The 25,743-nt window shown below is 69.8% G+C and carries 22 protein-coding genes and 1 pseudogene; 9 read left to right on the top strand and 14 right to left on the bottom strand.

All coding sequences use genetic code 11. The annotated features are described in order from the left end of the window. Window positions 1-650: translesion DNA synthesis-associated protein ImuA (gene imuA, locus AC07OX_RS31520; RefSeq protein ID WP_492753580.1), on the bottom strand; the 650-nt coding region annotated here is incomplete at its 3' end. Window positions 651-761: 111 nt separating this feature from the next. Here imuA and AC07OX_RS31515 point away from each other — a divergent pair. After that, window positions 762-1,889, top strand: a complete 1,128-nt coding sequence (locus AC07OX_RS31515) for an ABC transporter substrate-binding protein (protein ID WP_354347668.1) — start codon at window positions 762-764, stop codon at window positions 1,887-1,889. Between the two features lie 170 nt (window positions 1,890-2,059). Then, complete coding sequence (locus tag AC07OX_RS31510) at window positions 2,060-2,887, top strand: aldo/keto reductase (protein ID WP_495261782.1); 828 nt, start codon at window positions 2,060-2,062, stop codon at window positions 2,885-2,887. On the opposite strand, the gene AC07OX_RS31505 is transcribed toward AC07OX_RS31510, so the two are convergent. The 7 genes from AC07OX_RS31505 to AC07OX_RS31475 form a co-directional block, all read right to left on the bottom strand. After that, window positions 2,874-3,836 (bottom strand): Bug family tripartite tricarboxylate transporter substrate binding protein, encoded by a 963-nt coding sequence (locus AC07OX_RS31505; protein WP_495261783.1) that lies wholly within the window; start codon window positions 3,834-3,836, stop codon window positions 2,874-2,876. The genes AC07OX_RS31510 and AC07OX_RS31505 overlap by 14 nt on opposite strands. Window positions 3,837-3,860: 24 nt before the next feature. Beyond that, window positions 3,861-4,988 carry a porin gene (locus tag AC07OX_RS31500; RefSeq protein WP_495261784.1) on the bottom strand — a complete coding sequence of 376 codons (1,128 nt, stop codon included), beginning with the start codon at window positions 4,986-4,988 and terminating at the stop codon, window positions 3,861-3,863. Between the two features lie 114 nt (window positions 4,989-5,102). Continuing rightward, window positions 5,103-6,803 (bottom strand): dihydroxy-acid dehydratase, encoded by a 1,701-nt coding sequence (gene ilvD, locus AC07OX_RS31495; protein WP_495261785.1) that lies wholly within the window; start codon window positions 6,801-6,803, stop codon window positions 5,103-5,105. Then, window positions 6,800-7,261 (bottom strand): aconitase X swivel domain-containing protein, encoded by a 462-nt coding sequence (locus AC07OX_RS31490; RefSeq protein WP_495261786.1) that lies wholly within the window; start codon window positions 7,259-7,261, stop codon window positions 6,800-6,802. The genes ilvD and AC07OX_RS31490 overlap by 4 nt, the downstream gene beginning before the upstream one ends. Then, complete coding sequence (locus AC07OX_RS31485; RefSeq protein ID WP_495261787.1) at window positions 7,258-8,553, bottom strand: aconitase X; 1,296 nt, start codon at window positions 8,551-8,553, stop codon at window positions 7,258-7,260. Before AC07OX_RS31485 ends, AC07OX_RS31490 begins: the two co-directional genes overlap by 4 nt. 53 nt (window positions 8,554-8,606) lie before the next feature. After that, window positions 8,607-9,449 (bottom strand): IclR family transcriptional regulator, encoded by an 843-nt coding sequence (locus AC07OX_RS31480; protein ID WP_495261788.1) that lies wholly within the window; start codon window positions 9,447-9,449, stop codon window positions 8,607-8,609. A gap of 89 nt (window positions 9,450-9,538) precedes the next feature. Beyond that, complete coding sequence (locus AC07OX_RS31475; RefSeq protein WP_495261789.1) at window positions 9,539-10,993, bottom strand: FAD-dependent oxidoreductase; 1,455 nt, start codon at window positions 10,991-10,993, stop codon at window positions 9,539-9,541. A 166-nt stretch (window positions 10,994-11,159) separates the two neighbouring features. Here AC07OX_RS31475 and AC07OX_RS31470 point away from each other — a divergent pair, with 166 nt between their 5' ends. Together AC07OX_RS31470 and AC07OX_RS31465 are read left to right on the top strand one after the other, a co-directional pair. Then, entirely contained in the window at window positions 11,160-12,155 is a 996-nt protein-coding gene (locus tag AC07OX_RS31470; RefSeq protein ID WP_493192584.1) for a Bug family tripartite tricarboxylate transporter substrate binding protein, read from the top strand. Then, complete coding sequence (locus tag AC07OX_RS31465; protein WP_495261790.1) at window positions 12,152-13,150, top strand: Bug family tripartite tricarboxylate transporter substrate binding protein; 999 nt, start codon at window positions 12,152-12,154, stop codon at window positions 13,148-13,150. The genes AC07OX_RS31470 and AC07OX_RS31465 overlap by 4 nt, the downstream gene beginning before the upstream one ends. Before the next feature lie 16 nt (window positions 13,151-13,166). Here AC07OX_RS31465 and AC07OX_RS31460 read toward each other — a convergent pair whose 3' ends face one another. Next, the gene (locus AC07OX_RS31460) at window positions 13,167-14,045 is read right to left on the bottom strand and encodes an alpha/beta fold hydrolase (protein ID WP_495261791.1); all 879 of its coding nucleotides are present in this window, start codon (window positions 14,043-14,045) and stop codon (window positions 13,167-13,169) included. 31 nt (window positions 14,046-14,076) lie between these two features. Beyond that, complete coding sequence (locus AC07OX_RS31455) at window positions 14,077-14,904, bottom strand: DODA-type extradiol aromatic ring-opening family dioxygenase (RefSeq protein WP_495261792.1); 828 nt, start codon at window positions 14,902-14,904, stop codon at window positions 14,077-14,079. A 100-nt stretch (window positions 14,905-15,004) separates the two neighbouring features. Here AC07OX_RS31455 and AC07OX_RS31450 point away from each other — a divergent pair, with 100 nt between their 5' ends. Together AC07OX_RS31450 and AC07OX_RS31445 are read left to right on the top strand one after the other, a co-directional pair. Then, window positions 15,005-15,961 (top strand): LysR family transcriptional regulator, encoded by a 957-nt coding sequence (locus AC07OX_RS31450; RefSeq protein WP_495261793.1) that lies wholly within the window; start codon window positions 15,005-15,007, stop codon window positions 15,959-15,961. Between the two features lie 38 nt (window positions 15,962-15,999). Further along, on the top strand, window positions 16,000-17,901 hold the full coding sequence (locus tag AC07OX_RS31445) for an ABC transporter ATP-binding protein (protein WP_495261794.1): 1,902 nt from the start codon (window positions 16,000-16,002) through the stop codon (window positions 17,899-17,901). A gap of 109 nt (window positions 17,902-18,010) precedes the next feature. On the opposite strand, the gene AC07OX_RS31440 is transcribed toward AC07OX_RS31445, so the two are convergent. Next, window positions 18,011-18,439 (bottom strand): VOC family protein, encoded by a 429-nt coding sequence (locus AC07OX_RS31440; RefSeq protein WP_495261795.1) that lies wholly within the window; start codon window positions 18,437-18,439, stop codon window positions 18,011-18,013. An 85-nt stretch (window positions 18,440-18,524) separates the two neighbouring features. Here AC07OX_RS31440 and AC07OX_RS31435 point away from each other — a divergent pair, with 85 nt between their 5' ends. After that, a complete protein-coding gene (locus AC07OX_RS31435) occupies window positions 18,525-19,118 on the top strand; it encodes a TetR/AcrR family transcriptional regulator (RefSeq protein WP_495261796.1) in 594 nt (197 codons plus the stop codon). On the opposite strand, the pseudogene tssF reads toward AC07OX_RS31435, so the two are convergent. Beyond that, window positions 19,115-20,994, bottom strand: a pseudogene (tssF, locus tag AC07OX_RS31430) (type VI secretion system baseplate subunit TssF). The gene AC07OX_RS31435 and the pseudogene tssF sit on opposite strands and share 4 nt — an antisense overlap. A 58-nt stretch (window positions 20,995-21,052) precedes the next feature. Further along, entirely contained in the window at window positions 21,053-21,643 is a 591-nt protein-coding gene (tssE, locus tag AC07OX_RS31425; RefSeq protein WP_495261797.1) for a type VI secretion system baseplate subunit TssE, read from the bottom strand. Window positions 21,644-22,093: 450 nt separating this feature from the next. Here tssE and AC07OX_RS31420 point away from each other — a divergent pair, with 450 nt between their 5' ends. Both AC07OX_RS31420 and AC07OX_RS31415 read left to right on the top strand, forming a co-directional pair. Beyond that, window positions 22,094-23,479 (top strand): DUF2868 domain-containing protein, encoded by a 1,386-nt coding sequence (locus tag AC07OX_RS31420; RefSeq protein ID WP_495261798.1) that lies wholly within the window; start codon window positions 22,094-22,096, stop codon window positions 23,477-23,479. Next, a complete protein-coding gene (locus tag AC07OX_RS31415) occupies window positions 23,476-24,894 on the top strand; it encodes a GTPase/DUF3482 domain-containing protein (protein WP_495261799.1) in 1,419 nt (472 codons plus the stop codon). Before AC07OX_RS31420 ends, AC07OX_RS31415 begins: the two co-directional genes overlap by 4 nt. A gap of 9 nt (window positions 24,895-24,903) precedes the next feature. Here AC07OX_RS31415 and AC07OX_RS31410 read toward each other — a convergent pair whose 3' ends face one another. Continuing rightward, window positions 24,904-25,695: a crotonase/enoyl-CoA hydratase family protein gene (locus AC07OX_RS31410; protein WP_255221122.1), complete on the bottom strand. Its 792-nt coding sequence runs from the start codon at window positions 25,693-25,695 to the stop codon at window positions 24,904-24,906. Window positions 25,696-25,743 lie beyond the last annotated feature (48 nt).

Genomic DNA, 25,743 nt, shown 5'->3' with positions numbered 1-25,743 from the left:
CTCATGCGGGCGTTGCGCGCCGGCACCCGCACCGGCGCGGCCAGCGGCGGCCCCCGGCGCTTGAGCAGGTGCAGCGCGATCTGCGCCGGGTCGTCCGGGCAGCGCTCGGCGCGCAGGCGCAGGCGCGCGGGCGAGGCCGACAGCGCCACCGACTCGGGCCGGCACACGAACAGCAGCACCTCGTGCTGCGCGGCCGCCAGCTGCAGCCGCCGCAGTTCGCCCACGCGGGCCTGCGGCAGCCAGGCGACGACGGCGGCGATCTCGGCGCAGCGCAGCGCCTGCTCGCAGGCCCACAGCCGCGCGGCCGGGGCGTCGCTGCGCACGCACATCAGCGCCTCCACCGGCAGCCCCTGCGCCGCCAGCGCGGTGCCGCAGGGTTCGTAAGGCGCGCCGACCAGCACCACCGGCCCGCCGCGCGCTTCCACGGCCTGCGCCAGCGCAGGCAGCAGCAGGCGCCAGACATGGGCCTCGGGCGTGGCCTGCAGCAGCTCCGTCATCGCGCCCACGGGCCAGCCGCCGCCGGGCAGCTCGGCGTCGAGCGCGGCATGCCCGGTGGCCACGACCTGCGCGTCGGCCAAGCCGAGTTCGTCGGCGTGCCAGACGCCGCGGCCCGCGGCGGTGGAAAAGGAGTCGAGGAAAGGGAGGCCCATGATTGCAGTTGTTAACTGTATTTTTATACAGTATTCCCCGGGTCGCAACCAGCGATCGATTTACCTGCGAAGGCCCGCGCCTTAAGATCGGTTTATTAACAATTAGTGACTATGAGACACAAAAAGATTCACCTGCGGCTTCTGGCCTTCGCCGCGCTCGTCTTCGCAGGGGTGCCCGCCTCGGCCCAGCCCGCCAAGCCGCTCCTGATCGGCCAGACCTACGTGCAGACCGGCCCGCTCGCGTCGCTGTCGACCGAACCGCTGGTGGGCATCCGTGCCATGTTCACCGCGCTGAACGCGAGCGGCGGCGTCAACGGCCGACCGGTCGAGCTGCGCCAGCTCGACGACGCCTACGACCCCGCCAAGGGCGCCGAGAACGTCAAGACCTTCGCGCGCGACGGCGCCGTGGGCGTGCTGATGCCCATCGGCACCTCGTCGGCGGTCGGCGCGCTGAAGGCGGCCAACGAGCTGAAGATTCCCGTCGTCGGCCCGTACACGGGCGCGGGCCCGGTGGTGAAGTTCAGCGAGTTCGGTTTTCCGGTGCGCATCAGCTTCGACGAGGAATACAGCCGCATCGTGAACCACCTGTTCACCATCGGCCTGTCGCGCATCGCCTTCGCGCACAACGACAACCCCGGCGCGCGCTCGGCGATGGAGAGCACGCAGAAGTTCATTGCCGAACGCGGCGACAAGATGGTCGGCAGCGTGGCCATCAAGAACGACGGCTCCGACGCGGCCGAGCGCGCCGCCGAGCTGGCCAAGCTCAAGCCCAAGGCCGTGGTGCTGTCGGCCACCAACGACGTGGCGGCGAAGTTCATCGCGGCCTACCGCGCGACCGGCGGCGAGACGGCCTTCTATTCGTTCTCCTTCCTGAACGGCCAGAAGCTCTTCCAGGACATCCGGAAGGACGCGGCCGGCGTGGTCATCTCGCAGGTCGTGCCCTACCCGTGGAACAGCGCGATGCCGGTGATTGCCGAGTACCAGGCGGCGATGAAGAAGATCGGCATGACCGAGTTCAGCTACGCCAGCCTGGAGGGCTACGTCACGGCCAAGGTCATGGTCGAAGGCCTGAAGCGCGCGGGCGCCAACCCCACGCCCGAGTCGCTGCAGAAGGGCCTGGAGTCGTTCAAGACGCTGGACCTCGGCGGCATCGCCGTGTCGTACCGGCCCGGCGAGCACCGCGGGCTGACCTTCTCCGAGCTGTCGATGCTCAAGGCCGACGGGCGCTACCTGCGCTGAGCCCTTCCGCCCGCCGGCCTCGCGGGCGCAGAATTTCGTTCGTGACGACGCCCCTCACGAACGCACACCCTTACGCCCTCACGCGCGCCCGGTTGCTCCGACTGGGCGCAGCCCTGTGCGCAGGTGCCGCGCTCCCCTCCTTCGCCCAGCAGCCACCCCGCAGGCCCGCGATGCAGATGACCACCCGCCCCATTCCCTCCACGAAGGAAGCCCTGCCGGTCGTCGGCTGCGGCACCTGGATCGGCTTCGACCAGCGCCCCGGCACCGACGAATACAGGCGCCTGCCCGGCGTGCTCGATGCGCTCTTCGCGGCCGGCGGCACGGTGATCGACAGCTCGCCGATGTACGGCCGCTCCGAGGAAACCACCGGCGAACTGCTGGCCGCCGCGAAGCCAGGCGCCAGGCCCTTCCTCGCGACCAAGGTCTGGACCTCGGGCCGCGAAGCCGGCATCGCGCAGATGGAACAGTCGTTCACTCGGCTTCGCACGCAGCAGATCGACCTGATGCAGGTGCACAACCTCGTCGACTGGCGCACCCACCTCGCCACGCTGCGCGGCTGGAAAGAGAAAGGCCGCGTGCGCCACATCGGCATCACCCACTACACCGCCTCGGCCTACGACGAGGTCGAGGCGGTGCTGCGCGCAGAGACGCTCGACTTTGTGCAGATCAACTACTCGCTCGATGCGCGCGATGCCGAACAGCGCCTGCTGCCGCTCGCGGCCGAGCGCGGCGTGGCGGTGATCGTCAACATGCCCTTCGGCGGCGGTGGCCTCTTGCGGCGCCTGCGCGACAAGCCGCTGCCCGCCTGGGCCGGCGAGATCGGCTGCACGAGCTGGGCGCAGGTGCTGCTGAAGTTCGTGCTGAGCCACCCGGCCGTGACCTGCACGATCCCGGGCACGGGCCGTGCGGAGCACATGACGGACAACGCCGCGGCCGGCGCCGGCACCTTCCCCGATGCCGCCTTCTGGCGCCGCGAGGCCTCTTCTATTCGAACTTGACGTTGTGCTCCCGCACCGTCGCGCCGAAGGCGTCGTACTGCGTGCGGAAGAACTCGGCGAACTTCGCGGGGCTCATGCCGTAGCCCTCGAAGCCCTGCTGCACCAGTTGCGCATGCACGTCGGGCCGCTTGAGCGTGTTCTGCAGTTCCTGCGAGAGCCTGTCGGTGATCTCCTTCGGCAGCCCCGGCGGCCCGAAGAAGCCGGCCCAGGGCGTGATCGTGAGCTTGCCCAGCCCCAGCTCGCCACCCGTCGGCACATCGGGCAGCAAGCCGCTGCGCTGCGGCAGCAGCGTGACCAGCGCGCGGATGCGCCCTTCCTTCACGAAGCCCGGCGCCAGCGTGCCGGTGGTGAACATCATCTGGATCTGCCCGCCCAGCAGGTCGGTCATGGCCTGCATGTCGCCCTTGTAGCGCGCGTTGACCACCTTGCGCTCGCCGAGCAACTGCAGCATCGCGAGCTCCGAGGCGCTGTTGCTCGATGCCGAGTTGAGCGCCCCGGGCTTCGACGCCACGAGCGCCAGCAGCTCGTTCACGCTCTTCACCGGCAGGCTGGCCGGCACCACGAGGAACATCGAGAACTGCCCCGCCGAGCTGATCGGCGTGAAGGCCTTGAACGGGTCGTAGGGCGAGGTCGGCCGCAGCGTGGGCGCGGCGACCATCGCGGTGTTGGTGCCCATCAGCAGCGTGTAGCCGTCGGGCCTGGCCGACGAGGTGGCCTGCGCCGCGAGCACGCCGTCGGCGCCGGGTCGGTTCTCCACGATCACCTGCTGGCCGAGCTGCTTCGACAGCCCCTCCGCGATGATCCGCGTGAGCGAATCGGCACCGCCGCCCGCGGCGAAGCCGACGATCAGCTTCAGCGGCTTGTTCGGGTACGCGTCGGCGCTCCAAGCCGCCGCGCCGGGCAGCGCCGTGGCGGCGAGGGCCGCGAGAGTCAAGGTTCTGCGTCGCATGAAAGCCTCCTTGTTCAAGAGTGATCAGAAGAGGTGCCGCACACCGAACTCCCAGCCCGACGAGCGCATACCGCCCGCCGGCGCGCTGCCGCCGCTCACCACGTAGCGCGCCTGCCCGCTGTTCATCAGCCGCGCGTAGGTGCCATACAGCGCGGTGCGGCGGGAGAGGTTGTGCACGTAGCCGATGCCGAACTGGCGCGCGTCGTCGCGGTTGCGCGGCATGCCGTTGGCGTTGCGCAGGCTTTCGTCGCTGCGGTCGTCCAGGTAGGCGTAGCTCACGCGGATGCGCCCGACCTCGAAGGCCGGGATGTGCGCGCCGATCTCGACCGTGTTCTTGCGCACCGTGCCGGCCGCGAGCTTCACCGTCACCTTGTTGTAGAGCGCGAAGAACTTCGCGAAGCCCGCGTCCCACGAGCCGCCGATGTTGGCGTGCGTGTAGTTGCCGATGGTGGAGGTGGCGTTGAAGTGCGAGCGCGTCACGGCCGCCGCGATGTCGAACGCGCCCGAGGCGAAACCGAAGCGCGCGCCGCCGAAGTTGCCGTCGTCGCGGTTCGGCGCCGTGGAGTTGTTCTCGCCGGTGCCGACCATCGCCATGCCGTAGAAGCCGCCCAGCTTGGCCGGCAGCCAGTAGCTCACCGTGTTGCTGCCGGTGATGGCCGTGGGCAGCGGCCCGGTGCCCGCGCCCGCGAAGGTGAGGTTGCCCGCGCGCGCCACGCCGTTGGCGTTGAAGGGGTCGAAGTAGATGCTGTTGTAGTGCGTGGGAATGAAGTCGTGGCCCAGCCGCACCTCGCCCAGCGAATCGTGTGACAGGCTCACGAAGGACATGCGGTCGAAGGTGATCGGCCCCGCCGGGCCCGCGCCGCTCGTCTGGTTGTTGGTGTTGCTCGGCCGGCCGGTGCCCAGGTCGGGGTTCAGGCTGCCTTCGAGCCAGAAGCCTGCGCGCAGGCCGCCGCCCAGGTCTTCGGTGCCGCGAAAGCCGATGCGGCTGGTCGAGAGACCGCCGTTCGACAGCGCCTTGATCGAGCCGCCGCCCTCGCCTTTCGTGTACTGGACGCCGAGGTCCATCACGCCGAACACGGTGACGCTGGATTGCGCGTGCGCCGCACCGCTGCTGGCCAGGCCAATGGCCGAGCACATCAAAAGTCTCTTCATGGTTTCTTGTCTCCTGCTCTTTTCTTGGTTGAAAACTTGGATCGCGCGCAGGGCTGCGCCACCGGGTGCGCACGGGGGTGCGCACCGGTTGGCGAAGGCCGGGGTGAAAAAGGTCTAGCTGGCGGGCTGCGGGCGCTCGGTGCGCACGAGCACGGCCCCCTTGGACAGCGGACTCACGTTGCGTCGGTACTGCTGCAGCCAGCCGGTGTCGAAGGCCGGCGGCGGCGCCTGCCAGTCGGAGCGGCGCGCGGCGAGTTCGGCGTCGGTCAATGCGATGTCGAGGCGGCGTTCGTCGAGGTCGATGGTGATCACATCGCCGTCACGCACGAGGCCAAGCGGCCCGCCGAGCGCGGCTTCGGGCGACACCTCGGCCACCACGAGCCCCTTGCAGACGAGGCCCGAGAGATGTCCGTCGGTCAGCAGCGCGACCTGGTCGCCGAGCCCCGCGCCATCGACCGCGAAGACCACGCGCGATGCGCCGCCGCCCATGGCCGGCCCGCCGCACGCACCGGCACCGCGCATCACGACCACCTGGCCGGGGACGATCTCGTGGTTCTTGATTGCGGCGATGGCGGCGTCCGAGGTCCAGAAGCACACGGCCGGTCCGGTGAAGCGCCGCACCTTGCGCTCGGCGATGCCGGTCTTGATGAGGCCCGACTCGGGCGCGAGGTTGCCGCGCAAGAGCACGATGGCCGGCAGCGGCGCGACCGGACGGTCGATGGGGCGGATCACCTCGGCGTCCATTACTTCGGCGCGGCGCAGGTTGTCGGCGACCGTGCCGCCGGTCACCGTGCGCGCGCCCGTGTCGAGCAAGGGCGCGAGCTGCTTCATCAGCGCGCGGCAACCGCCCGCCGCCTCGAAGGCCTCAATCGAATGCGCGCCGATGGGCCGCACGCCGGCCAGCACCGGTGTCGTCGGACCGAGGCTTTCGAAGAGGCCGTACACGTCGACGCCGCACTCGCCTTCGGTCGATATCGCCTGCAGGTGCTTGGCCGTGTTGAGCGAGCCGCCGACGGAGAGCACCGCGCGCACCGCGTTGGCGAAGGCGCCGGCCGAGAGGATGTCGCGCGGCTTCAGGTCGTCCAGCACCATCTGCACGATGCGCGTGCCGGCCGCGCGCACGTCGTCCATCATCTTCGGGCTCAGCGCGGCGACCGGCGCGCTGCCCGGCAAGGCCATGCCGAGCGCTTCGCAGACGATGTGCATCGAGTTCGCCGTGCCCAGGCCCGAGCACACGCCCGGCCCGCGGATCGCCTCGCGGCTCATGCCCACGAGTTCTTCCACGGGCAGGTGGCCGGTGACCGCGTGCATCGCGCCGATGAACACCTCCTCGATGTCCATGTGCTTGCCGCGGTACTCGCCGCTCGGCTGGTAGCCGCAGGGCACGAGCAAGGTCGGGATGTTGAGCCGCGCGGCCGCCATGAGCTGCCCCGGCACGGTCTTGTCGCACGAGGTGAGGCAGACCATGCCGTCGAGCTGCGCGCCTTCGACCGCGACCTCGATGTCGTTGGTCACGAGGTCGCGCGCGCCGAGCATGTAGGCGCCGCGCGCGCCCGCGCCGGTGATGAAGTCGCTGGGCGCGGCGGTGCGGATCTCGAACGGCACGCCGCCCGCCGCACGGATCGCCGCCTTGATTTCCACCGCCACCTTGTCGAGGTGGCTGAAGCACGCGGCCAGCTCCGAGGAGCTGTTGACGATGGCGATCTTGGGCTTCTCGCAATCCTCCTCGGGGATGCCGAGCGCGCGCCAGTGCGCATTGCGCACCGACCAGAGGTAGGAGCCGCGCGGGAAGTTGCTGCGCAGGGGACGGGTCATGAACGGTCTCCGGTCTTGTCGTTGTTCTTCCTGGTGATCTCGATCACGCCGCGGTCGGCGTCCACGCGCACCCAGTCGCCGGTCTCGATGCATGCGAGCGGGTCGCGCTCGAAGTCGGTCATCGAGGGCGAGTGGGTCACCACGGCGCCGAGCGCCATCTTGGTCGTCATCTCGTTGAACAGGAACGCCGCAGGCGCGGAGTTCATGAGCCGCGTCATGTGGAACATGGCCGACCAGCCCGACGAGCCCTTGGCGCCCGGGAACACCAGCACCTTGCCCGCGAAGCTCTGGCCGCGCAGTTCGTGCCGCGTCTCGATGACGGTGCCGGTGCGCGGGTCGATGCCGCCCCAGCCCGAGATGCGGTCGCGCGTGACCAGCGCCTCGCCTTCCACAACGCCGCCCACGACCTTGCGGCCGCGAATGACGATGGTTTGTTCTGTGATGACTGCATCGCTCATGCGTAGCTCCCGTTCCAGCGACCCGTGCAAGCCGCATCGATGCATTCGACCGTGCTGCCGAACCACGCCTGCACACCGAGGATGGCGGGCAGGTAGTGCGCCTGCTTGGCGGAATCGAGCGCCACGGTCTTCGTGCCCTTGGGCACGGCGCGGCTCATGGCCGAGCAACTGTCGGTCATGAGGATGCCGCCCGCGTCTTCGATGATCTTCGTGTAGCCGTTGCGGTCGGCCAGCGACTTGATGGCGCGCGGCGTGAAGATCCACAGCTCGCAATCGGGGTGGACCTTGCGCCCTTCGATGAGCTGCGCGGCCTCCCAGATCTGCTCGATGGTGTAGTGCGGGCAGCCGAGCATCACGTACTGGACTTCGCTGTCCTTGCCGGTGACGTTGATCTTTTCGTAGGTGGCGCGGCGCTCGGCCTCGCCGTAGCGCAGCACCTCGATGGGCGCCTTGCCGCCGAGCGCCTGCTCCAACGTCAGCGCCTCGGGCGTGACGCTGGCGATGTGGTACATCTCCACGCCGCCCGACGACGACGCAGCAGCCCCGAAGTGCTTGAGCCGCGGCAAGTTCGGCACGCGGCCGATGCCGCGCTTGCTGTGCACCACCGGCACGCGCTCCTGCACGTGCTCGCCGATGTAGTAGCCGAGCAGGCCCCAGTCCTGCACCGACTCGACCTCGATGTCGAGCTCGATCACATGCGTCGCGCGGCGGTTCTCTTCGAGGTGGTAGCCCCAGTAGGGAATGCGGCCGGTGAGCATCGCCGCGCCCGTGCTCTCGCGGCCTTCGGTGTTGGTGCGCGCGCCGAGCACCGAGTTGCAATACACCACCGCCGACGATTCCATCCACGCGCAGTGCTCGCCGAGCGTCGGGATGTTGCCCACCTGGTAGGGCGTGCAGGTGTTCATGATCTGCGCGCCGAGGCCGGCCGCATGGCGCTCGCTCTTGTTGTAGAACTGGACGATCTCCTCGCTCACGCCCATGCGCTCGGGCTGGCCCGGGTCGAAGCCCAGTTGCAGGTGGCTCGTGAAGACCTTGAACTTCGGGATCTCGACCGTCTCCTGGCTGTCGAGGCTGAATTCGGAGAACACCGCGTCCATGCCGCCACCCTTGGCGAGCGCGAAGTCGCGCTGGAAAGGCGTGGTCGAGGTGATGGTGGCGCAGACGTTGCGCGTCTCGACCAGTCGCTCGGCGCCGAGGGCTTCGCCGTAGCGCATCAGCAGGTCCATCGCCTTCTGCACGGCCGGTCCGTCGCGGCCGTCGTACATGGCTTTTTCTTCATCGCTCAGGTGCATGACCTGTGTCTCCGTTCTTCTGTCGTCATGGGGAAGGGTCCCCGGCCGGGTTGCTAACCCGGCGAGGGTGAAGGCACGTGCCCGCCGATGTCGCGCGCGATGGTGAGCGCGATGTCGTGCAGGCGCGGTGCGAGTTCGTTGCGCAATCTGTCTTCGGTGAACACGAAGGCGGCGCCGCCGCCGTTGAGCGCCATCACCTCGCCGTCGGGACCGATGAGCGGCACCGACACCGAGTTGATCTCGCGGTGGAATTCGCCGAGCGAGAGGCAGTAGCCCAGCCGCCTAGCTTCGCCGATGGCGCGCGTCATGGGCGCGGCGATGCCGTCCCACTCGGGGCCGCGCAGGAGGCGCATCGAATCGACCAGCTGGTTGCGCTGCGCATCGGGCAGCGCCGAGAGGTACGCGCGGCCGAGTGCCGAGTTCGGCAGCGGCGCGCGAGAGCCCACGTCCAGCCGCGCCGAGAGCATCGAGGAGCGCGGGCGGCAGGCCTCGATCAGCACCATCTCCATGCCGTCGCGCACCGCGAGGTAGACGGATGCGCCCACCTCCTCCGCCATCGCCTGCATGCTGGGCCGCGCGGCGGCGCGCACATCGAGGCTGCCGAGGAACACGCGCGAGAGCGACACCACGCCCGGCCCGAGCATGAAGCGGTCGGGCGCCTGCGCGGGCTTGAGCATGCCCAGGGAGAGCAGCGTCGCGACCAGCCGGTTGACCGTGGGGCGCGGAATGCCGGTGATGCGCGCGACGTCGGCGTGGCCGAGCACCGGGCGCTCTTCGCTGAAGCAGCGCAGCACCGAGATGCCGCGCTCCAGCGCGCTCACGGTGTCGGAACGTTCGCCGCGCGACTCGGACGCATCGGCCGCGGAAAGAGAGCTGTCGTTTTTATCGGTGGACATGGAAGGACCCTTTGAACGCTTTGCAAGACTCTGCAATGTAGAGGCTCGCGAAAGGAGGTCGGCCGGGTTCATGGCAAAAAGGGGCCGGCTCAGGCGCTGGCTTCGGCCGCGACGGAGGCCGCGCCCTGCCCGGCTTCGCCCCCGGCCCGCAGGTACACGCCCTGCGCCAGCAGCGCGGACTGCAGCGCGCCGGTGTCGACGAAGCGCGGCGCGATGCCGCCCTGCGACGCCAGCGCCGCCGCCACGCCCGCGGCCTGGCCCGTGATCCAGCACTGCGGAATCTCGCGCATGAAGCCGTGCGAGTTGCGGTCGCACGAGATGTGGCGCCCGCACGCCACGAGGCCGTCGAGCTGCTGCGGCACCAGCGCGCCATAGGGGATGGAGATGTTCGGGAATTTCGGCGACACCGCGGGCGTCACGCCGATCTCGTCCGCCAGCGCCACGCCGTCGGGCCACTGGCTGCGCAGCACCGCGCCCACGCCGGTGAGGCGCCGCGCATGGCGCACGCCGATCTGCGGCGCGCTCAGCATCAGGTAGGCGTCCTCGAAGCCGGGCGCGTGCGCCTTGAAGTAGTCGAGGTGCGCGGCCATGGCGCGGTGCGAGCGCACTTCGACGGCCGTGAGGTCGTCCACGTCGAGTGCCGAGTAGCCCGACTGGCGCGGCCCCATGAAGAGCGCCACGTCGTTGCGCCACGAGACGAAGGGCCGCTCGAAGAGGCCGAGCTGCTCGCGTCCGCGCGCCATGAAGCCGGCGAAGGCCTCGGGCTGGCCGGCCTTGAAGTCGATCCAGCGGTTCATGTCCACGCCGCCGAAGAGCCACGAGGTGTTCATGCAGTGGTGCACGTCGGCCTCTTCGATGTCGTTCACGTAGGCGGCACCGGCGCGGGCGAACAGGTCGCCGTCGCCGGTGGCATCGACCACCACGTCAGCCATGATGGCCATGCGGCCTTCCTTGCTCTCGAAGACCACGCCCTTGACGGCACCGTCCTGCACGATCGGGATGGCGGCCCACGAGTGGTAGATGAGCTTGACCTTGCGCTCCAGCACGATCTCCTGCGAGAGCAGCTTCAGGCGCTCGGGGTCGATGGTGGGCGACCAGGTGACGATGCCGTGGTAGGCGGCCGTGCGCTGCGACCAGTGCGCGGCCTTGGCCACATCCTGCGAGCCCCAGTCCGCGCGCTGCGGGCCGGCGATGGCGTCGGCGGGCAGGCGGTCGAAGAGCTCTTCGGCGAAGCCGCGGATCACCAGCTTGCCTTCCCAGTCGGTCATGCGGTCGATCCAGATCACGAGGCCGCCGGTCGACAGGCCACCCAGGTGGTTGTAGCGCTCGAGCAGCGCCACGTCGGCGCCTGCGCGGGCCGCGGCAGCGGCTGCGGCGGTGCCCGACGGGCCGCCGCCGACCACCAGCACGCCGCAGCGGTGATAGACCGGAATGTTCTTGCCGGGCTCGGCCCAGCTGCCGTGGTCAGGGCGCTTGACGCGGCTGTCGCGGTCGAAGATGTCGGAGGACAGGATGCGCTCGTCGGTGCGGACGACAGTTTTCATGGGATGGGTGTCTTGGATGGGCTGTTTCGTCGTATTTTGATTTCAATGTTCATTTTGTCAAACACAAAAGCCGTGAAAAGGCGTTTGTTCGGGGTATTCCCTAGTCAATCTGGATTTTTATGATTTTCTAAATCAATATCAGGAAAACATTCCAACGGAGACATCGATGAAGAAACTCAACGGCACCCGCCGTGCATTCGGCACGGCGCTCGGCGCCGCGGCCTTGCTGGGCCTGGCGCCGCACGCGTTCGCGCAGGACTTTCCGGCGCGCAACAAGCCGATCCGCATCGTCGTGGGCTTCACCGCCGGCGGTGGCACCGACGCGCAGGCGCGGATCGTGGCGCAGAAGCTCGGCGAGGTGCTGGGCACCAGCGTGATCGTCGACAACAAGCCCGGCGCGAGCACCATGCTCGCGGCCAACGAGGTGTCGCGCGCCTTGCCCGACGGCTACACGCTGCTGTACGCGCCCTCGTCCACGATGGCGCAGAACCCGCACACCTTCGCGCAGGTGCCCTACGACCCGTTCAAGGACTTCACCGCCATCTCGATGGGCGGGCGCGGGCCGCTGGTGCTGTCGGTCAGCACCTCGGTGCCGGCCCACAACGTGAAGGAACTCGTGGCCTACGTGAAGGCGAACCCCGGCAAGGTGAGCTACGCCTCGTTCGGCGCGGGCACCTCGTCGCACATCTACGGCGAGGCCTTCGTGAAGAAGACCGGCGTCGACGCGGTGCACATCCCCTACAAGGGCGGCTCGGACGCGGCCAAGGACCTGATCGGCGGGCGTGTGCAGTACATGTTCGACTCGGCCTCGTCGGCCATCATCACCTCGGCCACGGGCAAGGTGAAGGTGCTGGCCATCGCGGCGAATGCGCGCATCCCGGCGCTGCCCGACGTGCCGACCTTCGCCGAACAAGGCTACGCAGGGCTCGACCTGCCGAGCTGGCTCGGCTTCTACGGGCCGGCGCGCATGCCGGCGCCGGTGGTCGCCAGGCTCAACGCGGCGCTCACGCAGGTGCTGGCGATGCCGCAGGTGCGCGAGTTCTATCGCACGGGCGGCTACGAAGCCGGTGCCACCACGCCGGAAGAATTCGCCGGCATCACGCGCACGACCTACGAGCGCTGGGGCGCGATGGTGCAGCAGGTAGGCTTGGCCAAGCAATGAGCCCTTCTTCCTTCATCACCCGACGCAGCGCGGCCGCATGGCTTGCGCTGGGCGCGATCGCCTTGCCGCTGTCGTCATTCGCCGCCTCACCCGCGGACTTTCCGGTCAAGGGCCGCAGCATCCGCATCGTGCTCGGCCTGGCGGCCGGCGGTGCCTCCGACGCGCAGGCGCGCTTCGTCGCCAACAAGCTCGGCGAGGTGCTGCAGACGCCGGTCATCGTGGAGAACCGGCCGGGCGCGAGCTTCATCCTCGCGACCGAGGAAGTGATCCGCGCGGCGCCCGACGGCTACACCTTCATGTACGCGCCCTCTTCCGTGGTCGCGCAGAACCCGCAGACGCTGGCGCAGGTGCGCTACGACCCGTTCAAGGACTTGACGCCCATCTCGCTCGGCGCCCGCGGCCCGCTGGTGCTGACGGTGCACGCGAGCGTGCCGGCGCGCAACGTGCAGGAGCTGGTGGCGTACATCAAGGCCAACCCGGGGAAGATGAGCTACGCCTCGTTCGGCACCTCGTCGCACATCTACGGCGAGGCCTTCGCGCGACAGGCCGGGCTCGACGTCGTGCACGTGCCCTACAAGGGCGGCGCCGATGCGGCGAAGGACTTCCTCGCGGGCCGCGTGCAGTACTACTTCGACGCGGCGCCCAACGCCATCCAGAACACGGCCACCGGCAAGGTGCGCATGCTCGCGGTGGCGGCGCCGAAACGCAGCGCGATGCTGCCCGACATGCCCACGATGAGCGAGCAAGGCGTGAGCGGCGTCGACATGGCGAGCTGGCTCGGCTTCTACGGCCCGGCGCGCATGCCGGCGCCGGTGGTCGCCAAGCTCAATGCCGCGCTGGCGCAGGTGCTGGCGATGCCGGCCACGCGCGACTTCTTCCGCCAGGGCGCGTACGAAGCCGAATCGTCGACCCCGCAGCAACTGGCCGACCTGACACGCACGACCTACGACCAGTGGGCCGAGACCATCCGCAAGCTCGGCCTCACGAAGCAGTAACGGGTCGCGGCGACGTTCAGCCGAAGAACTTCAGCAGCCGCGCATTGGTCTCGTCGGCGCGCTCGTACTGCACCCAGTGCCCCGCGCCGTCGATCACCACGCCTTCGCGGCCCGGGCCTTCGCTGGCCAGTTGCGCCACCAGCGGACGCGAATCGGCGGTGACGTCGAACTCGCCCCACAGCAGCAGCGTCGGCACGCCCAGCGCGTCGATCGCGGCCTGCAGGCCGCCCGAGAGCGACACCTCCTTGCTGCGAAAGCGCGTGCCGTGGCACGAGAGGTCGTGGATCTCGAAGGCCAGCGGGTCGATGGCGGCGGGCGCGTGCAGCATCAGCGCGCCCAGGTTGTGCATGAGCGCGGCGCGCTCGGTCTCGCGGTCGGGGGCGGCGCGCCAGTTGATCATCTCGACCGTCATGCGACGCAAGGTGCCGTGGCCGCCGCTGCCCAACAGCGCCAGCCGGCGGATGGCGCCGCGCCGCACCGCGAAGCGCGCGGCGGTGAGCCCGCCGAACGAGAAGCCGCCCAGGTCGATGGGCGTGCCGGCGCCGATGAGCGCATCGAGCGTGCCGCCGAGCGCGGCCAGGAGCGGCACCAGCGCGTCTTCGCCGGGCGCCACGCGCGGCAGCGCGTCGGAATCGTGAAAGCCGGGCATGTCGGGCAGGAGCAGCGTGCGCTGCGCCGACAGCGCCTCGGCGTTGCGCAGCCAGTGCATCCAGCTGCCGTGGCCGCCGTGCAGCAGCACGATGGGCGGCTTCGTCGTGTCGGTGCCGAAGCGGCGCCAGCGCACGCGCACGCCGTCGTGCACCGGGTCGTGCGAGGTGGACAGGGCTTCGATGCGAGCGATCTGGCGCCGGGCTTCGGCGGATTCGTCGGGGGTGGGAAGAGCGGGCGTGGGCATGGCTTCATTCTGCCGCGCGGCCCGCGCGCCTTCAGGCCGCGCCGAAGCGGTAGCTCGACACCACGAGCCCGCCCATGAAGGCGTCCTCGTGATAGACGCGCTCGCCGACGTCGCCCTCGGCCGCGCCCACCGCGACCATCAGCGGAATCAGGTGCTCCTCGCGCGGGTGCGCCATGCGCGCCGACGGGGCCGAGGCCCAGTCCTGCAGGCGCTGCACGCGCGCCTGCGGCGTGGCCTGCACAGCGGTTTCGTCGAGCCAGTCGCCGAAGGCCTTGGACACGCCGTGCGCCTGCGGGCCGAAGTTGCGCAGGTTGTGATAGCTCAGGCCGCTGCCGACGATGAGCACGTTCTCGTCGCGCAGCGGCGCGATGGCGCGGCCCAGCGCCAGGTGTTCGGCCGGGTCGAGCCCGCGCCGCAGCGACAGCTGCACCACCGGCACGTCCGCGTTCGGGTACATCGCGGCCATCGGCGAGAACATGCCGTGGTCGTAGCCGCGCTCGGGGTCGATCTGCGCCGGCAGGCCGGCGGCGGCGATCAGCGATTGCACGCGCTGCGCGAGTTCGGGCGAACCGGGCGAGGCGTAGCGCACCTCGTAGGTGTGGGCCGGAAAGCCGCCGTAGTCGTAGATCATGGGCGGGCGCGGGTTGCCCTGCACCGTGAACACGGGCGACTCCCAATGCGCCGAGACCATGAGGATGGCGCTCGGCGTGCGGCCGATCTGGCGCGGCATGTCGGCCAGCGAGGCGGCGAGCTGGTCGTAGGTGGCGCCCATCTCCTTCTTCATCCAGGGCCAGGGGCCGCCGCCGTGCGAGATGAAGTACGTGGGCAGGCGGGAAAGCGTGGTGTTGTCGTGGGTCAAGTCGATGCTCCTTGAGGGCGTTGGATCGACTGTAGACATTTCCTTTCAGGAAATCGACAGGCTACGATGCATCGAATCCTTTCTTCACAGGAAATCATCGATGGACCGCATGACCAGCCTGCGCGTGTTCCGCGAGGTCGTCGAGGCCGGCAGTTTCGTGGCGGCGGCCGAGCGCCTGGGCCTGTCGGCGCCGATGGCCAGCAAACACGTGGCGCAGCTCGAAAAATCGCTGGGTGCGCGGCTGCTGCACCGCTCCAGCCGCCACCTGAGCCTGACCGAGGCCGGCACCGCCTGGTACGAGCAGAGCCGCCGCGCGCTCGACCTGCTCGACGCGGCCGAGGCCGCTATCGGCCAGACCAGCGACGCGCCGCGCGGCCAGCTCAAGGTGAGCGCGCCCGTGTGGTGCGCCACGCCGCGCTTTGCGCGCGTGCTGGCCGACTACCGCGCGGCGTACCCCGAGGTGCTGGTCGACATGCACCTGGAGAACCGCAAGGTCGATCTCGCGGCCGACGGCTACGACCTGGCCTTGCGCGCCACGCAGGAGCCCTCGCCCGCGCTCATCGCGCGGCCGCTGTGCCGCGTGCCCTTTCATCTGGCAGGCACGCCGGCCTACCTGAAGCGCCACGGCGCCCTGCCCGCGGTGCCGGCCGACCTCGCGAAGCTGGGCGCGATCGTGCCCAGCTACGTGAACCTGGACAACCTCGCGCTCAAGGGGCCGGGCGGGCGCATGTTCCCGCTGCGGCTCACGCCCGCGATGCGCTCGGACGACACCACGCTCACGCTGCACGCGGTGCGCGCCGACATGGGCATTGCGTACCTGCCCGTGTGGCTCATCGACGACGACCTGGCGCAGGGCCGGCTGGTGCGGCTGCTGCCCGCGTTCGAGGCCACGCCGGTCACGCTGTTCGCCGTGTACACGAGCCGGCAGTACATGTCGCCCAAGCTGCGAACTTTCATCGACTTCCTGAGCGCGCGGCTCGGGGGCATGGAAACAAAGGCAGCACGCACCGACGCCCCCCAGGCACAGCCCCGCGCGCCGAGGCTGAAGGGAAGCTGAAGACAGCGAAACCGAACGCACCTTTTCGGGGCAAGGTCATGCATGCAGGGCTACATTCGAAGGCTCTGCTGGAGACCGATTCCTTGTTCCGCTTTTTCGAAAAACTCCTTACCCCTTATCCCGCCGCCGAACCCGCGCTGCCGCCCCAGGGCTTCTTTGCCTTTTTGTGGGCCTGCACGCATGGCGTGCGCGGCAAGATCGCCGCGATGGCGGTGCTCACGGCGGTGATGTCGACCTTCGAGGCCGCGCTGTTCGCGATCCTCGGGCGCATCGTCGACTGGCTCGGCGGCCAGGTGCCGTCCAAGCTGTGGGCCGAGCGCGGCGACACGCTGCTGTGGCTGGCCGCGTTCCTGGTGATCAGCATCGGCGTGGTGGCGCTGCAGACCATCGTGAAGCACCAGACGCTGGCAGTGAACCTGCCGATGCGCCTGCGCTGGAACTTCCACCGCCTGATGCTGGGCCAGAGCATGGCCTTCTACCAGGACGAGTTCGCGGGCCGCATCACGGCCAAGGTGATGCAGACCGCGCTGGCCGTGCGCGAGACCGTGTTCGTGCTGGCCGACGTGCTGGTGGCCATGGGCGTGTACGTGGCCACCATGATCATCCTGGTGGGCGTGCTCGACGCGCAACTGGTGTGGCCCTTCGTCATCTGGCTGGCGCTGTACATCGCCTCGCTGGTGTACTTCGTGCCGCGCCTGGGCAAGGTCGGCAAGGCGCAGGCCGACGCGCGCGCGCTCATGACCGGCCGCGTGACCGACGCCTACACCAACATCGCGACCGTCAAGCTGTTCTCGCACACGCAGCGCGAAGCCGGCTTTGCGCGCGACGCGATGCGCGAGTTCATGAAGACGGGCTACGGCCAGATGCGGCTGGTGAGCGCCTTCGAGATCGTCAACCACACGCTGAGCATGGGCCTCACGGCCGGCATGGCGGGCATGGCGCTGTGGCTGTGGTCGCACGGCACGGTGGGCGTGGGCGCGGTGGCTGCCGCCACGGCGATGGCGCTGCGGCTGCAGGGCATGTCGCACTGGATCATGTGGGAGATGACCAGCCTGTTCGAAAACATCGGCACGGTGCAGGACGGCATGAAGACGCTGTCGCGCCCGCGCACGGTGCTCGACGCGGCCGATGCCACGGTGCTCGACGTGCCGCGCGGCGAGGTGCGCTTCGAGCAGGCGACCTTCCGCTACGGCGACGCGGGCCGCCGCGTGATCGACGACCTGAACCTCGTGGTCAGGCCCGGCGAGAAGATCGGTCTGGTCGGCCGTTCGGGCGCCGGCAAGTCGACGCTGGTGAACCTGCTGCTGCGCTTCCATGACCTGGAAAGCGGCCGCATCCTCATCGACGGGCAAGACATCTCGAAGGTCACGCAGGATTCGCTGCGCATGCACATCGGCATGGTCACGCAAGATACGTCTCTGATGCACCGCTCGGTGGCCGACAACATCGCCTACGGCCGGCCCGACGCCACGCTGGCGCAGATCGAAGCGGCTGCGAAGCGTGCCGAAGCGCACGACTTCATCCAGACGCTGGGCGACGCGGGCGGACGGCGCGGCTACGAGGCGCACGTGGGCGAGCGCGGCGTGAAGCTGTCGGGCGGCCAGCGCCAGCGCGTGGCCATTGCGCGCGTGATGCTGAAAGATGCGCCGATCCTGCTGCTCGACGAAGCCACGAGCGCACTCGACTCCGAGGTCGAAGCCGCGATCCAGCAGAGCCTGTACACGCTGATGGAAGGCAAGACCGTGATCGCCATCGCGCACCGGCTGTCGACCATCGCCGCGATGGACCGGCTCATCGTGCTCGACGAAGGCCGTGTGGTCGAAGAAGGCGACCATCGCACGCTGATGGCCCAGGGCGGCCTGTACGCGCGGCTGTGGGCGCACCAGAGCGGCGGCTTCCTGGGCGACGGTCTGGAAGAAGACGAAGCCCTGCGCGCCTGACAAGGCTCCTTCGTGAAACACCGCGGAACCGGCTTTGCCGGGCCGCAGGTGTTGCCCCCGGAAGGGGGTTGGCGCAGCGACACGAAGTGCGCGAAGCCTGGGGGAGAGCCTAGCTTGGCGACGTGCCGGCCTCGTACAGCGCGACGTACTCACCCGACGGCGGGATCGGCTTGATGATGTCGATCAGCACGCCGTTCAGGTCGCGCGTGATGAAGTGGCGCTGGCCGAAAGCCTCGTCGCGCAGCGACAGCAGGATCGGCAGGCCCGCCGCCTTCAGGCGCTCGTGCACCGCGTCGGGGTCTTCCACCTCGAAGTTCAGCAGCAACCCGCCCGCCACCTGCCCGCGCGCTTCGGCGGGAATGGTCGTATGGCTGCCGTCGAGCACGGCAAGGTTCACCGAGGCATCGTCCGCCAGCTGCAGGTGCACGTACCAGTTGGTCGTGAACAGCGACGCAAACCCGAAATGCGCCTGGTAGAAGGCCGCGGTGCCGGCCACGTCGTTGGTCATGATCACCGGGTAATAGCTCGTCACTTTCATGGGGTGGCTCCTTCGTGGATAAAACGTACAAACTGCATGTAAGTTAAATATTAATCCACAAACAGACTGCATGTAAATTAGGGTCATGGCCAAAACCCCGGCACGCACCAACCGCGAACGCACCGAAACCACCCGCCTCGCCCTGACCGAGGCGGCCCGCACGCTCTTCGTCAACAAGGGCTACGGCGACACCTCCACGCCCGAGATCGCCATGGCCGCCGGCATCACGCGCGGGGCGCTGTACCACCACTTCAACGACAAGCGCGACCTGTTCCGCCAGGTGCTGCTCCTCGAGGCGCAGGCGGTCGCGGCCGACATCGACGCCGCCACGCCCGACGAGCTCGGCCCGCGCGACGCCCTGCTCGTGGGCAGCGAGGCCTACCTGAAGGCGATGACGGTGCCGGGGCGCACCCGGCTGCTGCTGATCGACGGGCCGGCCGTCCTGGGCCTGGCGGAAATGATGTCGATGGACGACGCCACCTCGGCGAACTCGCTGCGCCAGGGGCTGGCGCGCGCCGGCATGGGCCGCGGCGAGGTGTCGCTCGACGCCCTCGCCCGCCTGCTGTCGGCCGCCTTCGACCGCGCGGCCCTGGAGATCGATGCCGGCGCCGATGCCGCCAAGGTGCGGGCGGCCATGCTGTGGCTGCTGGAGCAGGCGCTCCCGCCCAAGAGGAACTAGACCGCGCCTCGACCGCCCATGCGCACGGGCCACTTGGCGACGGTGCCGCGCTGCATCGATTCGAGCGTGGTCTGCGTGAACACGTTGATGCTCACGTGGCGCGCGAGGTAGTGCTCCAGCACCAGCCCCAGCAGGTACGGGCTCGTGCCCGAGAAGCCTTCTTCATCGACGCTCAGCGTGCACTGCACGCCGCGCCCGTAGATCAACGGCCCCGCGCCCGGCAGGCGCCGCGTCACGGGCTCGATGCGCGAGCCGACGAGGCAATCGATCTGCCGGCGCAGCACGTCGTTGTCGGCGGTGACGAACAGCCGCAGCATGTCGCGCAGCGCCTGCGCGCCCTCGCGGTGCGGCATGTCGGCCAGCGGCAGGTGGTTGAAGCCCAGCTGGCGGATCAGCCGCCACGCGATCTCACGCTGCGCGAACGGCGACTTGGGCGTGCTCGGCGCACGGATGAGGCCCACGGCTGACACCGGGATCGAATCGGCCACCGCGAGGTCGGCCTGCCCGTTGCGTGGCACCAGGCACGCAGGTCGCGGTTGGTGAGCATCGCCTTCACCGACAGGTAGCGCAGGCTCTCGGGGTACGGCGCCTCCTGCTGGTCGACCAGCGACAGGAACACCTCGGTGCCGATGTACGGCGTGCGGGTGCCGTACTTGCGCGCCGTTTCGGACACCAGCCGCGGCTCGCGCCGCACCGAGAAGTAGCGGCCGTGGTTGCCTTCGTCTTCGTTGAGCGTCTGGTAGAGCGGGCGGAAGTCGATCTCGGCCGTGGTGCGCGCCTGCTGGCCGGCGATGCGCTGCACCGAATACACCTCGAAGTCCATCGGCCGCGAGCGGTCGGGCACGAGGTGGAACTCGGTCTGCGCGCTGTCGAGTTCGATGCGGTCGGTGCGCCGCTCGAACAGGTTGACCACCGGCGTGCTGAACAGCGCGAACTGCGCCGCATCGACCAGCGCCCCCAGCGCGCCGGGCGGCTTGCTCAGCAGCACGACGATCTCGACCTCCTTGCCGGGAATGCGCGCCAGCCCCGGCGCAAGCTGCGTGAGCGTGAAGAAGTAGAAGCGCTCGGGGCACGCGAAGTACTCGTGCAGCAGGTTGTGGCCGTGGAAGGTGTTCCACGCCAGCGGCAGCAGGCCTTCGCCCGGCCCCAGCCCTTCGTGCACCAGCGCGCCTTCGGTCACGACGTGCGGCCGGTCCATCAGCTGGCCGGGCTCGCCGACGAAGGTCGCGACCGCCGAGGTGTGCAGCAGCTCGAACAGGTGCGACGCCACCTGCTCGTTGCCGCGCAGGTAGATGGGCAGCCGGTCGAGCCCCGACAGTGCCGAGAAGCCCATCTCGCCCACGATGCGCAGCCGCAGGCGCAGCGCGCCTGTCACCTGCACGTGCGGCGGCACGTAGCGCTCCAGCGCCGGGATGTCGGGCGGTGCGCCGGTGAGCCGCGCCTCGGCGATCTCGAAGGGCCACAGCGTCACGTCCTGGCTGGAGCGGAACTCGCACGGCGTCTGTTCGCCCGCGGGCACGCGTGCATGGAAGGCCGTGCCGCGCGGCACCACGAAGCCGCGCGTGAAGTCGCCCTCCTTCACGCTGGGATGCAGCTGCGCCACGGCCATCGACGGCGTGGGGCTCAGGTAGTTGGGGTACAGCACCTCGAGCAGGCGCTGCGTGAAGCGCGGAAATTCGGCGTCGAGCTTGATCTGCATGCGCGCCGACATGAAGCTGAACGACTCGATGAGCCGCTCCACGTACGGGTCGGCCACCTCGATGCCGTGCATGCCCAGGCGGCGGGCGATCTTGGGATGCGAGGCGGCGAACTCGCTCGCCGCCTCGCGCATGTAGACGAGTTCCCGGTTGTAGTACTCGAGGAGTTGCGGGTCCATGACGGTGAGCCTTCCCTGGCGTGGTTGAAGTAAAGGAGAAATGAAAGACAGACAGGCTTCAATCCGCCGCGCCGACGATGCGCATGCGGTTGGTCTCGAGGTCGACCGCGCTTTGCACCGTGAAGGCCAGCGGGTACGGCTTCAGGTGGATGAGCGCGCGGATCTCGAACAGCAGCACGTTGTAGGCCTCGGCCGCGCCGTCTTCCTTCATGAGCGGCACGACCTGCACGCTGTCGGGAATGAGGCGCGGCTCGTAGTCGCGGATGGCGCGGCGGATGATGCGTTCGATGTCCGCCCATTTGCGCTCCGACAGGTAGCTGCCGGCCAGCGGCGGCACGCCGTAGTTGACGGTGGAAGACGCCGCGTCGGCATGGCGCGTGCGGTCGATCAGGTCTTCGGCGTTGGTGGTGTTGAACAGCAGGGCCAGGTCGCGCTGGATGATCTCGCGCATCCGGGCCGGCGTGGCCGTGTACTCGGACGGCAGCTCGGCGCTGCGGCCGGGCGCCTCGTCGCGCAGGCGGTCGAACAGCGTGGGCAGCTGCTGCGCGTTGACGCGCGGCGCGGCGGGTGCATCGGGCCCGCGGGGCGCGCGGGCGCCGGGGTGCGCGGGGTGGGAACCTGTGAACGGGGATTGCTCGGTGAGCCGCATGACCTGGCCTTTTCTGGAAGGGGCAGAGTCTTGCGTGGATGCCCGCCGCTCATTGCAAACAATGGTCACACAGCGGGCCGGGCGTGCACGCCCACGCCCACGTCCCCGCCCATCTCGGGCATTTGTCGCCGTGTGCGCGCTTCGCGAGTCCTACAGCACGCACCGTCCCTCGCCGACACCCGCACGCCGGCGGGCGCCCGATGCTGGGTCATCGCCAACCACTAGGAGCCTTCGCGTGAATTCCATCATCTACATCGTCGGCCTGGTCGTGGTCGTCGTCGCCGTGCTGTCGTTCTTCGGCCTGCGCTGAATCCGCAAGCGCAGCGCCACGGGGCCGTTCGCGGCCCCGTTTCTCTTGGGCAGGCCTTCTGCATGCGCCGGGCATAATTTGCGCGCCCCGCCCCTGCATTCCTGCGCCGGGGCGTCATTGGCGAAGAAGAAGGGACCCTGTTGACCACCACCGCACTGCGCGAACCTGCTTTCCCGGATGCGGTGATCACCGAGGCGGTCCGATGGACCGAACAGAACGGCCCGCTCGACGACGCGTCGGCCCTTCGCACCGCGGCCTCGCGCGCAGCCGACGGCCCCACCCGCATCGTTGAACGTGCCCGCCAGCTCGGCGAGCGCATGGGCCTGCAGGCCGAACTCGCGCGCGGCCGGCAATGGGCACCGTGGGTGCTGCTGGCGCTGGTGGCGCTGGTCGTGATCGCGGGGCTGGGCCTGGCGGGCCAGGTGGTCGGCGGCAACGACCGCCACATCAACGTGATCGTCGCGCTCGTGAGCTTGCTGGGCCTGCATGCGCTCACGCTGCTCTTTTGGCTGGCCGGCCTGTGGCTGCCGTCGGGCACCTTCGGCACGGCCTCGCTGGGCTGGCTGTGGCTGTCGCTCACGGCGCGCGTGGCGAGCGGCCAGCGCGGGCAGGCGCCGCAACTGGTGCGCGCGGCCACGGGACTGCTCACGCGTGCGCGCCTGCTGCCCTGGGCCTTCGGGCTCGTGAGCCACGGCATCTGGGCGCTGTCGTTCGCCGTGGTGCTGGCCGCGATGCTGTTCGCCCTCGCCTTTCGCAGCTACACGCTGAGCTGGGAAACCACCATCCTCGAGCCCGCCTTCTTCGTGCGCGTGGTGCAGGCACTGGGCTGGCTGCCGGCACAGTTCGGCTTTCCGGTGCCCGATGCGGCCACCGTGCAATCGGCGGCGCCAGTCGCTGCGGCCCAGCGCACCTGGGCGCTTTGGCTCACCGGCTGCATCGCGGTGTACGGCCTGCTGCCGCGCCTGGCGCTGGTGCTGCTGAGCGCCGCCGTCTGCCGCCACCGTCGCCCGGCCCTGCAACCCGACTGGCAGGCGCCCTACTACCGCAAGCTGCTGGCACGCTTCGCCGCGCTGGCGCCGCCTGCCATCGTCGATGCCGACCCGGGCCGCGCGCACCCCGCCGCGCCCACGGGCCTGCCGGCCTCCGAGCAGCACGACGGCCTGTTCGTCGTCGGCTTCGAACTGCCGCCCGACCTGCCCTGGCCGCCCGCCGGCCTGCCGGCATCGGCGGTTCGCATCGACGGCAGCGCCCCGGCGCGCCGCGCGCTGCTCGACCAGCTCGCGCAGGTCCACCCGCGCACCGTGCTGCTGGTCTGCCACGCGGCCTCGAGCCCCGACCGCGGCACCGAGCGCTTCCTGCGCGAGGTGCTGGCGCATTGCGGCGAATGCCGCCTCTGGCTGGCCGACGCGCCCAACACCACCGCCACGCAGCGCTGGCGCGACTGGCTGCGCGACGCAGGGCTGGCCCACGTGGTCGCGAGCGACCGGCTCGATGCCGTCTTCACGGAAGGCACCGCCACCGCATGACCACCCCGATCCGCATCGCCGTCGTCGGCCACACCAACGCGGGCAAGACCTCGCTGCTGCGCACGCTCACGCGGCGCGTGAACTTCGGCGAGGTGTCGCAGCGCCCGGGCACCACGCGCCATGTCGAGTCGGTCGATCTCGAGGTGAACGGCCAGCCGGCCGTGCGCTTCCTCGACACGCCGGGCCTCGAAGACGCGGTCGCATTGCGCGAGCACCTGGCCGGCCTCGACGCCGCGCAGCAGGCCACGCCGCCCGAGCGCATCCGCCGCTTTCTGCAGGGCCCCGAGGCGCAGGGCGTGTTCGAGCAGGAGGCCAAGGTGCTGCGCGCGATGCTCGACATCGACGCTGCCTTTCTCGTGATCGACGTGCGCGAACCGGTGCTGCCCAAGTTCCGCGACGAGATCGAACTGCTGAACTCCTGCGCGCGTCCAGTGCTGCCGGTGCTCAACTTCGTGCGCGACGCCGCCAGCCGCGAGCCGGCCTGGAAGGAACTGCTCTCCGCCTACGGCCTGCACGTGCAGGTGCGCTTCGATGCGGCGGCGCCTTTCGTGGGCGCCGAGCACGACCTCTACAACGACCTGGCCACCCTGCTGCGCGACCGCCGCGACGCATTGCGCGGCGTGGTCGACGCGCTCGACGCCGAGGCCGATGCGCGCCGCCAGTCGGCCTGCACGCGCATCGCGGACCTGCTGGTCGATGCCGCGTCCATCCGCCGCACCGTGCCGGCCGCCGAGTTCGCCGATGCCACGCGCCGCCAGGCGCTGGTCGCCGGCGTGCAGAAGGACGTGTTCGACAAGGCCCAGCGCTGCACCGACGACCTGCTCGCGCTCTACGGCTTTCGCCAGGGCGATGCCGACGAAGCGCCGCTGCCGATCATCGAAGGCCGCTGGACGCTCGACTTCTTCAACCCCGAGGCGATGAAGGACGCGGGCCTGCGCCTGGGCAAGGGCGCGGTCATCGGCGCGGCCGTGGGCGTGGTGGCCGACCTCGCGGTGGCGGGCCTGTCGCTGGGCGCGGGCGCGGCATTGGGCGGCGCCATCGGCGGTGCGGTGTCGCAGGGCTGGGGCCCGCTCGGGCGCAAGCTGGCCAACAAGCTGCGCGACATGCACGAGCTCACGGTGGAAGACAGCGTGCTGTTCACGCTCGCGGCATGGCAGCTGCAGCTGGCGCAGGCGCTGGAGCGGCGCGGCCATGCGGCCGTGGAGCGCATCCGGGCCGAGGCCCCGTCGGCAGACGAAGACGACACGCTGATGCGTGCCGCCGCCGGCGCCGTGCGCGCCGTGCAGCCGGCGCGCAGCCATCCCGAATGGGAATCGACCGGCGCCCTCACGCGCAGCTTCTGGCGCCCCGCGCCGCAGCGCGAGGCGCTGGCGGGCACGCTATCGAGCGAACTGCGGCGCGCCTTCGACGCCTGAGGCCTCGCCTCAGCCCGCGACCTGTTCGGGCGTGACCTTGGCGAGCGACTTGTCGACGAACGCCCCCAGCCGCGTCTGCACTTCCCCGCCGGTCTGCACCACCGCCGCCATCAGCGACTCGGCGAACATGCCGTCGGTGGCCGACATGTCGGCGATGCGGCTGATCGACGTCACCATCGCGTAGTTCGACAGCGCCGCGTTCTTCGCCACGCGCTTGGCCAGCACCATCGCGGCGCGCAGGCTCTCGCCGGGTGCGGCGATCTCGTGCGCCAGGCCCAGCGTCTTGCCGGCGCGGGCGTCGAGCACGCGGCCGGTGAGCATCATCTCGACCATGCGGCCCGGCGTGATGATGCGCGCCACGCGCACCGTCGCGCCGCCGCCCGTGAAGATGCCCTTCTGCCCCTCGGGCAGCGCGAAGTAGGTCGACGGGTCGGCCACGCGCACATGCGTGGCCGCCGCCAGTTCCAGCCCGCCGCCGACCACCGCGCCGTGCAGCGCCGCGACCACCGGGATGCCGCCGTACTGGATCTTGTCGAAGGTGCTGTGCCAGCGCTGGCACACGCGCATGAAGTCGACCGCCGTGCGTTCCTTGTCGTGGTGCTCCTTGAGGTCGAGCCCGGCACAGAAATGCGGCCCCGCGCCGGTCAGCACCACGGCCTTGGCCTCGCGCGGCAGTGCGGAGAACACGGCGTCCAGCGCGGCCAGCGTGGCCTCGTCGATGGCGTTGCGCTTGGCGGGACGGTTCAGGGTCACGACGGCGACCTCTTCGTCCATGTGCAGGGTGACGTTCCGTTCGATCACGGCAGGGCTCCTTGGGTTGTTGCGGGTTCCGCCACCAGAATGGGGCGC

This window comes from Variovorax sp. GW821-FHT09D07, assembly GCF_059416345.1.
The sequence above is the reverse complement of the archived record's forward strand: the minus strand, read 5'-3'. Positions and strand labels throughout refer to the sequence as shown.